This window comes from Flavobacterium anhuiense (assembly GCF_050990855.1).
GTDB classification, from domain to species: domain Bacteria; phylum Bacteroidota; class Bacteroidia; order Flavobacteriales; family Flavobacteriaceae; genus Flavobacterium; species Flavobacterium anhuiense_C.
This window is the reverse complement of sequence record NZ_CP158861.1, coordinates 1,021,894-1,037,179: the sequence shown is the minus strand read 5'-3', so window position 1 is coordinate 1,037,179 and position 15,286 is coordinate 1,021,894. Positions and strand designations below refer to the sequence as shown.

At 35.4% G+C, this 15,286-nt stretch carries 13 protein-coding genes; 6 read left to right on the top strand and 7 right to left on the bottom strand.

The window, feature by feature from the left end; translation table 11 throughout:
• Window positions 1-7: 7 nt before the first annotated feature.
• The 3 genes from ABTV69_RS04700 to ABTV69_RS04690 form a co-directional block, all read right to left on the bottom strand.
• Window positions 8-130 carry a hypothetical protein gene (locus tag ABTV69_RS04700; RefSeq protein WP_433834512.1) on the bottom strand — a complete coding sequence of 41 codons (123 nt, stop codon included), beginning with the start codon at window positions 128-130 and terminating at the stop codon, window positions 8-10.
• A 131-nt stretch (window positions 131-261) separates the two neighbouring features.
• Window positions 262-1,236, bottom strand: a complete 975-nt coding sequence (gene trpS / locus ABTV69_RS04695) for a tryptophan--tRNA ligase (protein ID WP_433834511.1) — start codon at window positions 1,234-1,236, stop codon at window positions 262-264.
• A gap of 154 nt (window positions 1,237-1,390) precedes the next feature.
• Complete coding sequence (locus tag ABTV69_RS04690; RefSeq protein WP_433836675.1) at window positions 1,391-1,750, bottom strand: GxxExxY protein; 360 nt, start codon at window positions 1,748-1,750, stop codon at window positions 1,391-1,393.
• 149 nt (window positions 1,751-1,899) lie between these two features.
• Between ABTV69_RS04690 and ABTV69_RS04685 the strand changes: the two genes are divergently transcribed.
• The gene (locus tag ABTV69_RS04685) at window positions 1,900-2,640 is read left to right on the top strand and encodes a lysophospholipid acyltransferase family protein (protein ID WP_433834510.1); all 741 of its coding nucleotides are present in this window, start codon (window positions 1,900-1,902) and stop codon (window positions 2,638-2,640) included.
• Window positions 2,641-3,196: 556 nt separating this feature from the next.
• Here the strand turns inward: ABTV69_RS04685 and recA are convergent.
• The 4 genes from recA to ABTV69_RS04665 form a co-directional block, all read right to left on the bottom strand.
• The gene (gene recA, locus ABTV69_RS04680; RefSeq protein ID WP_095930180.1) at window positions 3,197-4,204 is read right to left on the bottom strand and encodes a recombinase RecA; all 1,008 of its coding nucleotides are present in this window, start codon (window positions 4,202-4,204) and stop codon (window positions 3,197-3,199) included.
• Window positions 4,205-4,348: 144 nt separating this feature from the next.
• Window positions 4,349-4,858, bottom strand: coding sequence for an acyl-CoA thioesterase (locus ABTV69_RS04675; protein WP_433834509.1), 510 nt, complete (start codon window positions 4,856-4,858; stop codon window positions 4,349-4,351).
• Window positions 4,859-4,989: 131 nt separating this feature from the next.
• A complete protein-coding gene (locus ABTV69_RS04670) occupies window positions 4,990-5,373 on the bottom strand; it encodes a DoxX family protein (RefSeq protein ID WP_433834508.1) in 384 nt (127 codons plus the stop codon).
• Window positions 5,374-5,379: 6 nt separating this feature from the next.
• Complete coding sequence (locus ABTV69_RS04665; protein WP_433834507.1) at window positions 5,380-6,528, bottom strand: ATP-binding protein; 1,149 nt, start codon at window positions 6,526-6,528, stop codon at window positions 5,380-5,382.
• A 446-nt stretch (window positions 6,529-6,974) separates the two neighbouring features.
• Between ABTV69_RS04665 and ABTV69_RS04660 the strand changes: the two genes are divergently transcribed.
• From ABTV69_RS04660 to ABTV69_RS04640, 5 genes are all read left to right on the top strand, one after another.
• The gene (locus tag ABTV69_RS04660; protein ID WP_198855090.1) at window positions 6,975-7,427 is read left to right on the top strand and encodes a hypothetical protein; all 453 of its coding nucleotides are present in this window, start codon (window positions 6,975-6,977) and stop codon (window positions 7,425-7,427) included.
• A 181-nt stretch (window positions 7,428-7,608) separates the two neighbouring features.
• Window positions 7,609-8,901, top strand: coding sequence for a hypothetical protein (locus ABTV69_RS04655; RefSeq protein WP_433834506.1), 1,293 nt, complete (start codon window positions 7,609-7,611; stop codon window positions 8,899-8,901).
• Window positions 8,902-9,001: 100 nt separating this feature from the next.
• Window positions 9,002-9,403, top strand: a complete 402-nt coding sequence (locus ABTV69_RS04650) for a hypothetical protein (protein ID WP_433834505.1) — start codon at window positions 9,002-9,004, stop codon at window positions 9,401-9,403.
• Window positions 9,400-10,833, top strand: coding sequence for a gliding motility protein SprC (sprC, locus tag ABTV69_RS04645; protein ID WP_433834504.1), 1,434 nt, complete (start codon window positions 9,400-9,402; stop codon window positions 10,831-10,833). The genes ABTV69_RS04650 and sprC overlap by 4 nt, the downstream gene beginning before the upstream one ends.
• A 1-nt stretch (window position 10,834) precedes the next feature.
• Window positions 10,835-15,175 carry a PorP/SprF family type IX secretion system membrane protein gene (locus ABTV69_RS04640; RefSeq protein WP_433834503.1) on the top strand — a complete coding sequence of 1,447 codons (4,341 nt, stop codon included), beginning with the start codon at window positions 10,835-10,837 and terminating at the stop codon, window positions 15,173-15,175.
• The last annotated feature ends 111 nt before the right edge of the window (window positions 15,176-15,286 follow it).

Here is a 15,286-nt window from a genome sequence, read left to right as displayed (position 1 = left end):
TATATATTTATTTTCCTTTGAAATGTTTGTAAAGTCGGTACAAGATATAAATCAGCAATAAGCCAAATACGATGTTCAGGACTTGGAATAAATAGGGTGGAACATTGTAATCTTCAATATACTTATCCATCTTTTTGTTTGTTAAATAATTAATATAGATGAAGTTACAAAATTTAATATTGATGGGATAATTATAATTCATAAAAAACGCTGACCAGATTTGATCAGCGTTTCCATATTTTGATTTTCTTGAGATTTGTTTTATTTCGAAAATCCTAAAACTTCTCTAACTTTTGCTAAAACGCCATCAGCAATTACAGAAGCTTTTGATGCACCTTTTTTCAATAAAGCGTCTACTTCTTCCAAGTTGTTGATGTAATAATTATATTTCTCTCTTTCTGTTTTAAATTTTTCTGTAATTAATTCAAACAAAGCTTGTTTCGCGTGTCCGTAACCATAATTTCCACCCAAATAATTAGCTCTCATTGCTGCGATTTGCTCTTCTGTTCCTAACAAAGAATAGATTGCAAATGCATTACAAGTATCTGGATTTTTTGGAGCTTCAAGAGGAGTACTATCAGTTTCAATACTCATAACTTGTTTGCGCAACGTCTTATCATCCAAGAAAATATTGATAATGTTGTTGGCAGATTTACTCATTTTGCCTCCGTTCGTTCCGGGAATTAACATGATGTTTTCCTGAATTTTTGCTTCAGGAAGAACAAAAGTTTCACCCATTTGGTGATTGAAACGAGCCGCGACATCACGAGTAATTTCTAAATGCTGCAACTGATCTTTTCCAACAGGAACAAATTCAGCGTCATACAATAAAATATCGGCAGCCATTAACATTGGATAAGTGAATAGTCCAGCATTAACATCGTCTAAACGATCTGCTTTATCTTTGAAAGAATGCGCTAATGTCAATCTTTGAAAAGGAAAAAAACAGCTCAAATACCAAGTCAATTCTGTAGTTTGAACCACATCAGATTGTCTGTAGAAAGTAACTTTGTCTGGATTTAAACCACAAGCAAGCCAAGCTGCAGCTGTGCTATACGTGTTTTCTCTTAAAGTTTTCCCATCTTTAATTTGAGTGATTGAATGCAAATCGGCAATAAACAAAAATGATTCGTTAGATGGATCATTCGATAATTCGATTGCCGGGATAATTGCTCCTAGTAAATTTCCTAAATGCGGTGTTCCTGTACTTTGAACACCAGTAAGTATTTTTGCCATTCTCGTTTTTTTCTGAAATGCAAAGTTCGTAAAAGTTTATTTTCTTATTGCATAGCGCTAATTTTTTTTTAACACAAAGTGCACTAAGTTTTCGCAAAGTTTATTTTTAGATGATTATTTAAGTGAATTGTAAGTTCGCAAAGTTTTTTTAGGACTAATCATTTATTACTCTACGAATTCCATTTTTTAAGAGGATTTCATTAAAATTTATGAGAAGAGCTAATTTATAGTTCCCTAATCTTAAGTAAGTTAATGTTTGAGCTAAGTGAATTGTATTTAGTGTTTCAACACTTTTTATTTCAATAATTAATTTGCTTTCAACTAACAAATCTACACGATAACCACAGTCTAATTTAACTTCTTCGAAAATCACAGGTAAAGGTTTTTCTTTTTCAACAAATAACCCACTTTTCGTAATCTTGTAAAAGAGGCACTCTTTGTATGTATTTTCAAGCAAACCTGGTCCCAAAGCTTTGTGAACTTCAATGGCAAATCCGATTATTAGTCTAGAAATTTCGTTTTGAGATTTTTTATTTTAACGCAGAAAACCTTATGTTATTTGTTAGCTTTTGTTTCTTTGTGAAAACTTAGTGCGCTTTGTGTTTAAAAATCAAAGAAAATTATTCTACAAAATATTCATTACTCTTTCTTACATTTGAAACTATGAAAATATTTAAAATTGCTTTTTGGATTCTTTGGCGTATTTGGTTTTACATTTTGATGGCAATTCCGATACTGATTATGTTGCCATTTCTCGTGATTTCTATTCTCTCAGAGAGAGGTTACCCTTATTTTTTTAAAATGGCGCGAATTTGGTCGAAATTCATCCTTTTCGGAATGGGGTTTTATTATGTCGTAAAACGCGAACAGAAGCTCATTAAAGGCAAAAGTTATATGATAGTGGCCAATCACACCTCGATGACCGATATCATGCTTACATTGGCTCTAATTAAAAATCCTTTTGTTTTTGTTGGAAAGAAAGAGCTAGTGAAGATTCCGCTTTTTGGATTTTTCTACAAGAGAACCTGTATCTTGGTTGACAGAAGTTCATCTAAAAGTAAAAATGAAGTTTTTAAAAGAGCTCAAAATAGATTAAATCAAGGTTTGAGCATTTGCATTTTCCCTGAAGGCGGAGTTCCAGATGATGAAAGCATTTTGCTGGATGAGTTTAAAGATGGTGCATTCAGATTAGCAATAGATCATCAAATTCCGATTGTACCGATTGTTTATCCAGATAACAAAGAACGTTTTTCATATACATTCTTAAGTGGAAGTCCAGGAAAAATGCGAGCGCGAATTTTGCCTTTCGTAGAAACTAAAGGATTAACAAGCGATCACAGAAAAGAATTGAGAGATCGGGTAAGAAATATGATTTACAATGGTTTGATCGATTTTCAGAAATAACCATAAAAACATTATGTAAAATACAAAAGCCGGTAGATTGATTGGATCTACCGGCTTTTCTTTGAATTAAAAACCCCCTATTTTTATTCAAAAGTTATTATCTGTGAATTATCTTTTCTGAAATAAAACGTAATACTTTTTTAAATTTCAATTTGGTTTTTCTTCGGTTTTTACTGTACAACAATTCTATTTTTTCTTTCATGGTTAAAAATATTAATAGTTGATAATAAAGAGTTTAGTTTAATAACTCAAGTTAATGTCACATTATTATAGATAAAGAAAAATTAAAAAGGTTGCGTAAGAATTTAAAAAAAATTGATAAAACCCGTTAGATGAAGAAAGCCAACGGGTTTTTTACTCAAATAACCAACCAATGTAAATTCTAAAAAAACGCCAAATTGATATATGGCAGTACCAAATTGCAAACTGTTTTTTTATAAGATGGACGTTTATTAAAAAGGTTGCGTGAGAATTTCAATTTTATTTTTAAAATAAAAAAGCCGAGTAATTTTTTCAATCACTCGGCTTTTAAGGGGTCCTTTAATAGACTTCTATTTTAGGCATTTGCCAATTCTTTAATGTGTTCTTTAATTTTAATTTCCAGTTCTTCAGCTAATTCTGGATTATCTTTAATTAAAGTTTTTACAGCATCACGACCTTGACCTAATTTTGTATCTCCGTAGCTAAACCAAGATCCAGCTTTTTTAACAATATCAAATTCAACGGCTAAGTCTAAGATTTCACCTGTTTTAGAAACTCCTTCTCCGTACATAATGTCGAATTCAGCAGTTTTAAATGGCGGAGCTACTTTGTTTTTAACAATTTTAACTTTAGTTCTGTTTCCAATTACATTTTCACCGTCTTTAATTTGAGCAGAACGACGAATATCTAAACGTACAGAAGCGTAAAATTTAAGTGCGTTACCTCCAGTTGTAGTTTCTGGATTTCCGAACATAACACCGATTTTTTCACGAAGCTGGTTGATAAAGAAAACTGTACAATTTGTTTTGCTGATAGTTCCAGTAAGTTTTCTTAAAGCTTGAGACATCAAACGAGCGTGAAGACCCATTTTAGAATCTCCCATTTCGCCTTCGATTTCACTTTTTGGAGTTAAAGCTGCCACAGAGTCAATTACAACGATGTCTATAGCTCCAGAACGAATTAGGTTTTCTGCAATTTCTAAAGCTTGCTCCCCGTTATCTGGTTGAGAAATAATTAAATTCTCGATATCAACATTTAATTTTTCGGCATAATTTCTATCAAATGCGTGCTCGGCATCGATGAAGGCAGCAATACCACCTGCTTTTTGAGCTTCTGCAATGGCGTGAAGCGTCAAAGTTGTTTTTCCAGAAGATTCTGGACCATATATTTCGATAATTCTTCCTTTTGGATATCCGTTTACTCCAAGAGCTAAGTCTACACCTAATGAGCCAGAAGAAATCGTTTCTACTTCTACAATGGCTCTGTCGCCCATTTTCATTACGGTTCCTTTTCCGTAGGTTTTGTCAAGTTTATCAAGCGTTAATTGTAGTGCTTTTAATTTGGCTTCTTTCTCTGAACTCATTTTTTTCTAAATATCTAAATTATTATTTTGTCTTACTGGATAAAAATAAGAAAATTCTCCTATATTTTATTAATCTTTATTTTCAATTGGTAAAATTACTTCTTTTTCTGAAGTTTGATTGTTCCAATTTGTCACAAATTTGATCTACAGAAATAAGGCCTTTAATTCTGTGGCATCAGAAGGTTTTATTTTGCCAGCAAGCAGTAAACTCAATTGCTTACGGCGGAGTGCGGCATCAAAGCGCTGAATTTCAAGCTCAGTCTCTGGAATAATTGCCGGTACTTCAACAGGTCTTCCGGTATCGTCCACAGCCACGAAAGTGTAGATTGCCTCGTTGGCTTTGGTTCTGTTTCCGGATTCGCGGTCTTCTACCCAAACGTCTATAAAAACTTCCATCGAACTTTTGAAAGATCTTGAAACTTTTGCTTCTACAGTTACAACACTTCCAAGCGAAATCGCTCTGTTAAAAGCAACGTGATTTACAGAAGCTGTTACTACAATTCGGCGCGAATGTCTGCGAGCCGCAATACTTGCCGCGCGATCCATTCTGGCTAATAACTCGCCACCAAAAAGATTGTTTAAAGGATTTGTTTCGCTCGGTAAAACTAAATCAGTTAAAATAGTTACAGATTCTGAAGGATGTTTTGGATTCATTTTTTTGAATAATAAATTTGTTTTTAATGCCCAGCAAATAGGGCTTTTTTGCCACAGATTTCACAGATTAAAGGGATTAAGAATCTATGGAAATCTTTAAAATCTGTGGCTATTTTATGAAAAATTGATTGTTAGTTCAACCAATAAACCGCCATAACAGCTGGTATAAAATAGATAACAATGGTTCTCGCACCATCGTAATCTTTTGCAAGTCTTTGTCCGAAAAGCATCATTAACAAACAGATACATGAAAAGATAGCGCCATAAAAACCAAATTCTCTTCCGTTATTTGTAAATAATTGAATTCCTCCAACAACACATAATATACCAGAAATTAATTCCAAAATTAGTAAATGCATTAGCGCTAGCGGAACTTGATTTTTTAATGGGGTTTTAGCAAAATGTTCTTTAAGCCAAGCCACATTATCTTTCCAGTAAAAAATTTTTTCGTAACCCGATTGTAAAAAAGTTAAAGCTAAAAAAGCTAAAAGTAAAATTGAGGCAACATTGTTCATTATGAATTATTTTTTATGAATTAAACGAGTCAATTTGATCGATAAATCGGTAAGGATTATTTTCGCATTTCCATTTCTTTCAATATGATACATGGCATCTGAAAGTTCCTTAAATATTTCGTGAATGTTATTTCCGTTTACAAAAGGCGCAAAATTCTCTAATTTGAATTTATCCACTTTCGGTTCGATATAAACCAAACTTGACGTTTGATAGTTTAGCATTAAAGCTTGTCGGAACATTTCAATACAATACTGAATAAATTTTTTCTGGCTTTCGCGGCCCAGCGCGGCAATTTGCTCACTCCAAGAAATTAAATCCTGAATAGCGGCAGCATTTCCTTTTGCTCTAAAAGCAGCACGTACCCAATTGACGAACCACTGCTCGAACGGAAGATCATCGTCGTCTTCTTTTAAGAGATGAATCGCTTTATTAAAGTTCCCTTGTGCCTGATGTGCAATTTTTTTTGCGAGATTCTGATCTATATTTTCTTGCGCAATCAAAGCTTCAGCAATTACTTTTTCTGGAAGTCCGTTAAAGTGAATTACCTGACACCGCGATCGTATGGTCTGGATAATATCTTCTTCGTTTTCAGAAATCAGAATAAACATGGTTTTATCTGACGGTTCTTCTAAAAGTTTCAAGAGTTTGTTGGAAGCGGCGATATTCATTTTATCAGCCATCCAAATGATCATGATTTTGTATCCGCCTTCGTAAGATTTTAGCGAAAGCGATTTTAAAACTTCCTGCGCATCTTCTACACGAATTTCTCCCTGTTTGTTTTGAACGCCTAGAATTTTGTACCAATCAAATAAACCACCGTAAGGCATTTCTTGAATGAAACTGCGCCAATCCTGAATAAAGTCTAAACTTTTTGGTTTTGTTTTAACGTCTTCAGTTGTAACAGTTGGGTAAATAAAATGCAGATCGGGATGTGAGATGTTATCAAACTTAAGATTACAGGAATCGTTTCCGTTTGAATTTTCGTCACCTGTGTTGCTGCACAAAATATATTGTGCATAGGCAATGGCGGTTATTAATGTACCACTTCCTTCTGGACCAACGAATAATTGTGCGTGAGGAATTCTACCAGAAGCAGCACTTTTTATCAAGTGGCTTTTGATGTAATCTTGACCTAAAATTTGAGAAAATTGCATGGGGCAAAGATAGAAGAAATTGTGTAGTCAAAAATTTTCCAGCTGAGATTATTTTGGGTCTTCATTTTAAAATTTGGAAACGAAGTCTTTGGCCGTTTGATCGAGAAAATTTTGTGGCAATTTCGACAGAATTTTGTTAATAAATCTTGTCAAGTGAGTAAATATCAAGATGTTTTTGTTAATATTTTTTTTCTATAATCGTCAAACGTAGGTTTTTTTTGGTTATTTATTGAGTCAATTTTTTATTTTTTATAGTTAATATCTTACGGTTTTTTAATTAACATTTTTAACAAAAAGCGCGTTAAAACGCACATTTTCTCGACATAAGGCTGGTTTTTAAGGTTTTTTTAAGGAAATTTTTTGAAAAAAAAATGAGTTGAAGTTGTAATTTAAGTTAATTTATATATTTTTGTTTTTATCAACAACCAATTATAAAATAAGAATCTATGAAAGGGAAAATTATTCTATTTAGTGCTTTTTTTATCTTAACTACTGCGGCTGTTTCAGCACAAGCTAAAAACGCACCGAGAAGTATTATCAGTACAACTGCTCTTATCCGTAAATACCATGATCAAAAAGAATTAAGTGGTATGCAAAAAGGAGAACTTTTGGAATTATACATCGAGCGTATTAAAGTATTAGTTAAAACTCTCCCTTACATTGCTTTGGTTACAAAACCTGGAGTTACTATGGCTGACCTTGGTATTCCAGACGATAACGAACACAAAAAAGTGTTAGATGCTCAGGCAGTAGGTACAACAACTTTCTTAGATACTACAGTAGATTTTCAAAGAAAAATGATGCCTTACTCTGATAAAGGAAATCTAATTGCTGCAATTTTGTTCTACGAAAGTACATTGAAATCATTACACGAGTTCAACGATTTGAACGAAATGTAATAAAGCTTTTTTTATAAAATCTTTTTTGAGAAAGTCTAAGTGAATACCAGCTTGGCATTCTTAAAAAACAAAATAAAAAATAACTCATTCTCGAGGGTTCTGATAAATTTCAGAAAACTCGAGAGGAGTTTTTTCATTTACGCATACCCAAATTTATTATTAACCGTAATACCCCCTTATCATGAAAAAAATTACTCAATTGATCTGCGTTCTTTTGACAGTTACGAGTATGAGTGCTCAACAAGAGAAAGGAATTATGGGCTACACCAATTGGTTAAACAACTGGACCGAGTTTAAGCCTAATAAAGTTGACTATGGAGAAGCAAACCAAATTTTAGCAGGAAATATTTCTGTTAATACGAAGTTGCTAAAGAGAAATATCTACGTTCTACAAGGAAACGTTTATGTTACAAACAATGCTGTTTTAACGATCGAACCTGGAACTGTAATTATTGGTGATTTCGAAACAAAAGGAACATTAGTAATTACGAAAGGCGCACAATTAGTGGCTGATGGTTTAGAGACAGACCCAATTGTATTTACTTCAAATCGCAGTATGAAAAAAGCTGGAGATTGGGGTGGAATTGTAATCCTTGGAGATGCACCAATTAACAAATTCGGAAATGTAGGTTCTTATAACCTGGATCTTGATCCTACAATGACTACTTATGGTGGTGACAATGTAGCTTCAAACTCTGGAATTTTAAGATTCGTAAGAATTGAATTTGCTGGTAAAAAAGTAAAAGGAGCAGATACTTTCAACGCTTTAACTCTTGCAGCTGTTGGAAATAAAACAGTTCTAGAAAACATTATGGTAAGTTACGCTGGTGGAGATTCTTTCGGAATCTTAGGTGGTGACTTAAATGCTACAAAATTCGTATCTTATAAATCAGTTAATGACGACTTTAAATTTTCTCAAGGAGTTCAATGTCGTTTCTTCAACTCTTTAGCAGTTAGATCTTCTTACTTCTCAAGTACTAAAGATGGATCTCGTTGTATGGAGGTTAAATCTTATGAGAAGAAAAGTGAAACAGATTTCACTAAAAAACAAACTTTAGTTGTTGCAAGTAATATTACAATGGTTAATGACAGTGAAAACATCAATGCTGACATTCAAGCAGGTTTAGTAAAAGAGGCTGTTTATGTGGCTGAAAATGCTTCTCTTGAAATGAAAAGAAGTGTAATCTCTGGATTCAACCCTGCAGTATTATTAGACAGCAAAACTGAAATCAATGATGCCAACCTTAAAAAAATCAAATTTGAGGAAATGTATTTCAACTTATGTAAAGGAAATATCTTTACAGAATACAATTCTAACAATGAAGATTTAGAAAACTGGTATGGAAACAGTGTATTCTTTAACGTTATGTCTCAAAGCGACAACAAAGAAACATTCATTGATATCTTCAATCCTAAAAAACCAGATTTCAGATTACAATTAGGAAAAATCACAGCTTCTAGCGGTAATAGATAAATAGTTTCGATTTTTATTTCCCACGCGTAAATTTTATTAATTAAGTCCCCAGACACAATTTATGTATCGTCTTACGGGCCCAAATAAAGATCAAGACATAATGGTATCTACGAAAAAATATTTTTTATATATAATATTTTTGGTTTCGCCTATATCGTTAACTCTATATGCACAGAATACAGCAGAAAAACCTACTATGGCTGCTGGTTTTGAGTGCGGTTTAACTTTGGCATGCAATAACCAAAACAACAATAATAATGCTGTTAGTAAAGACAGCAATTTTAGTCAGTTTATAGTAGGGATGTCCAACCCCAAGGACAGCCTTACTATAGCAGCTGAGTCAAATACAATATCAAAAGATTGTCAAGAGAATTCAACACTTGCAGCAACTTCAATTCTTGCAAAAGAAGTGATTGAAAATTACAAGTATGATTTCTCTGAAACATTCATAGATATCTTGTTTTTTGAGCGTATAGATCTAGCAAGAACACGCACTATATGATTCAAAAAATTACTTTATCTTTTTTTAAATTTTTACTTTTATTTGGCATTCTATTATTTGCTGAATCGAATTCCTATGCTCAAACTATAGTTCCTCAACAATTAGATGGACTTGAAAAGCTTTGTGCAGGTAATTCTTTCAATGAATTTTTTGCAACTTTTAGTTATGTCGATTTTCCAACAGGAACTACTTTTCAAGTTGAACTGTCGGACAGTACAGGTAGTTTTACAACGCCAACTGCAACCACAACTCTTCAAGTTATAAATACATCGGCAACACAGCAAACTATTAAGTTTGCTGTGCCTGCTGATTTAGTTGGTTCTGATATTTATAGTTTAAGAATCAAAAGTTCTACAGGCACAGTTAGTCAAAGATTTAGAAACTCTTTAGGGAATACGTCTTTTGGAGCCTATTTTAAATCTTATGAATCTGCGTACTTTATTAATGATAAAAATACAACTGCAGCGATTTGTTCGTCTGGAAGTATTACATTATCAGTTTATAAAGAAGCATCTTCACCAGCAAATTTTCCCAATTTAAAATATAAGTGGTATAAGGACGGTGCTCTTATCTCTGGCCAGAGTGGAGCTTCTTTAACTGTTACTGCACCAGGACAATATTATTCTGAAATTGATTACGGAGTTTGTACTGAAACCAATATTAGTTCTAATCGAGTTGATGTTGTTTCTTCAAGTTCAGGTTCTGCTGTTACTATCAGTTCTAGTCTTGGAAATCCGTTTTGCGCAAGTGGTACAGGAACTGTTTTAACTGCTACTGCGGGAAATAAGTATCAGTGGAAAAAAGATGGTAATCCGATTACAGGAGCTACAAATCGCACATATTCAACAAACGAATCTGGAGTTTATTCTGTAGACGTTGACTTTGGAGGATGTTCGGCTTCAGGAAGCATCAATCTTCAAAGCAATGGTTTTGAAGCAAGTATTGATGTTCAAGATGGGTATAAATTAAGTGAAGGTGAGACTGTAACTGTGACAATTACTACAGATGCTGTTGATCCTACTTACGAGTGGTATCTAAATGGAAATATAATTGCAGGAGAAACATCAAGAACATATGTTGTAGCTGTAAAAGGTAATTATAAAGCAGTAATTTCTCAAGCATCAGGATGTATTGCTACTAGAGAATTTTCATTTAAGATTAATGGAGATTCTGGCCCGTCAAGTGTTATTCCAAACATTATTAAGTTAAGCGGAATGAATCCGTATTGGAATATTCCTGACGAATATAAAAATGCAAATACAAAGGTAATGATCATTAGTTCAAACGGAGATATGGTTTTGGACGTAACAAATTATCAAGGCGATTGGCCTCAAAACAATATAGATTTTAAAAATGTAAATCCGGTTTATTACTATGTCATTAAAGGCGACGCAGGTGAAAAAAAAGGATCAATAACTGTTATAAAATAATATGAAGAAACTTTTACTATTCATCACGTTATTTTACGGTTTATCAAATGTACTCTATTCTCAAAACACTACTGAGGATGGAGTTGTTTCGTTTTCATTACCCATCAGAAATTCTTTAAAGTTTAATAGATATTTAATTAACCCAACTTTCAGTTTTGTTAGGGAATCAAATCCTTATGTAAGTTTCTACAACAAAAGACAATGGGTTCAGTTTGAAAATAATCCACAAACTTATTTGGCCAATTATTCAGGACGTTTTAGAGAAAACGAAGCATTTGCCGTAGGGTTATTTCAACAAAATTATGGTCTTATGACTGTTTTTGGCGGAGTTGCCAATTTCGCTCATAATATCGTTCTTGAGGAAGATAGCAATTTGACTTTCGGTTTAAATGCGGGTATTTATCAAAGCGGATTAAATACAGGAAAAATCATATCTGACGATTCTACTATTCTGGCAGGAGATTTTCCTAAAAGTACATTTTTAACGGTAAATCCAGGTATTAACTATGGTACTGCCTTTTTAGATTTTGGATTGGCTATTAATAATTTAGTGCTTTATAATTTCGGATCTGGAATGGTAAAAGACGATCCAGAAAGAGCCATTCAGTTGCACGCAATGTACACTGGGTATATTGACAGTTATGGTTTTTTTGACAGAAGTAAATTTTCTGGAATTGTTAGAACAGAAATTAAAAAAGATAAAACAGTTATTTCTGGTTTAGGAATGCTAGCACTTCAACAAGGCGTTTGGGCACAATTGGGTTATAACACCTTATATGGAGTTTCTGCGGGGCTTGGGATTAATATTTCTCCAAGTATTGCTATTGAATACAATTACGAAAGAGGAATGGGGAATTTCTCTAATCTTGGTGGCTCGCATGAGTTCGCGATTGCTTATAAATTCAAGAATAGAAATTACTATTATGGAGATGATGATGAAGGTTCGTTGATTGATCCTTCTAAACCAAAACCAGTTCCAGCGAAGAAAAATTCTGAGGCAACACAAGTTAACAGAGCTGAAATTGCAGAGAAGAACAGATTGGCAGCTGAGGCAAAAGCACAAGCAGATGCTGAAGCTAAACAAGCAAGATTAGCGGCAGCAGAAAAAGTTAGAGCCGATGCAGAAGCTGCTGCGAAAGCAAAATTAGAAGCAGATAATAAAGCTAAAGCAGATGCTGAGGCTGTGAAAATACGATTAGCGGCAGAGGCAAAAGCTAAGGCAGATGCTGCAGCGGCTGCGAGAGCACAGGCTGCAACAGCAAACAGAGCCGTTGCTGCAACGCAAAAAACACAAGCGCAATTGGCTGCTGATAAAGCAAGAGCAGATGCAGAAGAGCGCAGAATAAAATTAGCTGCAGATAATAAAGCGAGAGTAGATGCAGCGGCGGCGGCAAGAGCACAAGCAGCGGCTAAAAAACCGGTAGCAGCAGCTCCATCTCCACAAAAAACACAAGCGCAATTGGCTGCTGATAAAGCACAAGCAGATGCTGAAGCAATGAAGTTGAAATTGGCAGCTGATGCAAAAGCTAAGGCAGATGCAGAAGCGGCTGCTAAAGCAAAAGCAGAAGCAGCAAAACCTGCAGTACCAGCTCCAGCACCTCAAAAAACAGCGGCACAATTAGCGGCTGATAAAGCGAAAGCCGATGCAGAAGCGGCAAGACAAGCAAGATTGGCTGCAGCGGAAAAAGCAAAGGCAGATGCAGAGGCTGCAAGATTGAAATTAATTGCAGACAATAAAGCAAAAGCAGATGCTGCAGAAGCAAAACGTAAAGCGGATGCTAAGGCAAAAGCGGAAGCTGCAGATATGCAGTCGATATTAGCAGCAGATGCTAAAGCAAAAGCAGATTCAGATGCATTACAAGCAAGACTAGCTGCAGAAGCAAAAGCAAAAGCAGCTGCTGAAGCTAAAACTAAAGCTTCTATCGATGCTGCTAATAGAGCAAAAGCGGCGGCTGACTTGAAAGCAAAAGCTGCAGAAGAAGCTGCTCTTAAAGAGAAACAAGCGGCAGATGCGAAAGCAAAAGCTGATGAAGAAGCAAGACAAGCACTTATAGCGGCAGAAGCAAAAGCCAAAGCCGATGCAGAAGCGCTGAAAATAAAACAGGCAGAAGAGGCACGTCAGGCGCAATTGGCTGCAGAAGCAAAAGCGAAGGCAGATGCGGAAGCACTTCAAGCTAAACTTGTAGCAGACGCAAAAGCGAAGGCAGATGCAGAAGCTGCCGCGAAAGCGAAATTAGAGGCCGATGCAAAAGCAAAAGCGGATGCTGAAGCAGAAAAAGTAAGATTAGCAGCGGAAGCAAAAGCAAAAGCGGATGCTGAAGCAGAAAAAACAAGATTAGCTGCGGAAGCGAAAGCAAAAGCAGATATGGAGGCTTTACAAGCTAAATTAATTGCTGATGCTAGAGTGAAAGCCGATGCTGAAGCTACAGCAAAAGCAAAAGCTGAAGCTGAAGCGAAAAAATTACAAGAAGAGGAGGATGCTCGTCAAGCGAAATTGGCAGCTGACGCAAAAGCAAAAGCGGATGCTGAAGCAGAAAAAGCAAGATTAGCAGCAGAGGCAAAAGCTAAGGCTGATGCAGAAGCAGAGAAAGCAAGATTAGCAGCGGAAGCAAAAGCAAAAGCGGATGCAGAAGCCTTACAAGCTAAACAAGCAGCAGAAGAAAAAGCTAGAGTAGAAGAAGAAGCTCGCCAAGCGAAATTAGCAGCGGAAGCAAAAGCAAAAGCTGATGCAGAAGCCTTACAAGCTAAACAAGCAGCAGAAGAAAAAGCTAGAGTAGAAGAAGAAGCTCGTCAAGCGAAATTAGCTGCAGACGCAAAAGCAAAAGCCGATGCAGAAGCACTTCAAGCTAAGTTGGCGGCAGATGCAAAAGCAAAAGCTGACATGGAAGCATTACAAGCTAAATTACTAGCCGATGCTAAAGTAAAAGCAGACGCAGAAGCAACAGCAAAAGCGCAGGCAGAAGCGGAAGCTAAGAAATTACAAGAAGAGGAAGAGGCACGTCAAGCGAAGTTAGCAGCAGATGCAAAAGCGAAAGCAGATGCTGAAGCATTAAAAGCGAAACAAGCAGCGGAAGAAAAAGCTAGAGTTGATGAAGAAGCTCGTCAAGCGAAATTAGCAGCAGACGCAAAAGCAAAAGCTGATGCAGAAGCACTTCAAGCGAAATTAGCAGCAGATGCAAAAGCAAAAGCAGATGCAGAAGCTCTTCAAGCTAAATTGGCAGCCGATGCAAAAGCAAAAGCAGATGCGGAAGCTCTTCAAGCTAAATTGGCAGCCGATGCAAAAGCAAAAGCGGATATGGAAGCGCTTCAAGCAAAATTATTAGCAGATGCTAAAGCAAAAGCAGATGCAGAAGCTACTGAAAAACTGAAAGCTGAAGAAGAAACAAGACTGTTAAGAGAAGAAGAAGAGCGTCAGGCAAAATTAGCAGCAGATAAAGCTAAAGCAGATGCGGCAGCGGCAGCAGCGGCAAAAGCGAAAGATGATACTGGAAAAGCGATTGAAAACTTAACGCAGTCTGTTGAAAGCACAAGTAAAGTACAAACAGATTTACTAGATCAGTTTAAAGCTACTGTTGCAAATAAGCAAAAAGACTTGAGCGATTTAAAAGAGGAGAATGATTTAAGTGAAAGAGGTATTTATAAAGAGCCAAAACCATTCAAGAGTGTAGCGGCAGAAAACAGTCAAATTGAAGCATTGAAAGCGCAGATTGCTGATGCAAATAACAGCATGAAAAACGAAATCGCGAAGTTGACAAATCTTTATAATGATAGGCTTAAAAAGTTCCCGAAAGACGATCCTTTGAATAGAGCTTATCTAGAAAAGATAAACGAGTTGAAAGCGGCTCAGTTGAAAATGGAAAGAGAAGGCGCTGCTTTAATTGCCGATTTAGAACGTATTAAAACGGAAACGGAGGTAGAGAAAAAACGTCGAATCAAACGTGCGGCTTATGAGAATGATGAAGGAAGATATGCACAGGACATTGCAGCTCTTAAACGAATCAAAGAGACAACGAAAGTAAGCAACACACCATTAACTTCAAATGATTTTGATTTTGGTGAAGAGCAATCAAATATGCAGATTATCAAGAATATTAAAAACTCTGATAGTGGCTATTATATGATTATAGCGGTTCATAATAGTGTTGAGAAACGTGATGAGTTCGTAACAAAAGCGGTTGCTGCAGGACGTTCAGATATTAATTTCTTTTACAATGTAACTACAAGTAAGTATTACATCTATTACGAGAAGTTTGATGGTTTACAAGAGGCAACAAAAGCTTTAGAAGCAAAAGGTAATAAACCATACAACGGAAGAATGGCCATTGTAAAAGTGGAGAATTAGTAAAAGCCCCAGTCTCTCTTAAAATGGGAAGAGAGACTTTGAAATAAATGTTATCAAATACAAATTTTTTTATTCACTAATGCCCCTTAGAGGATAAACAGAAGTAACAAA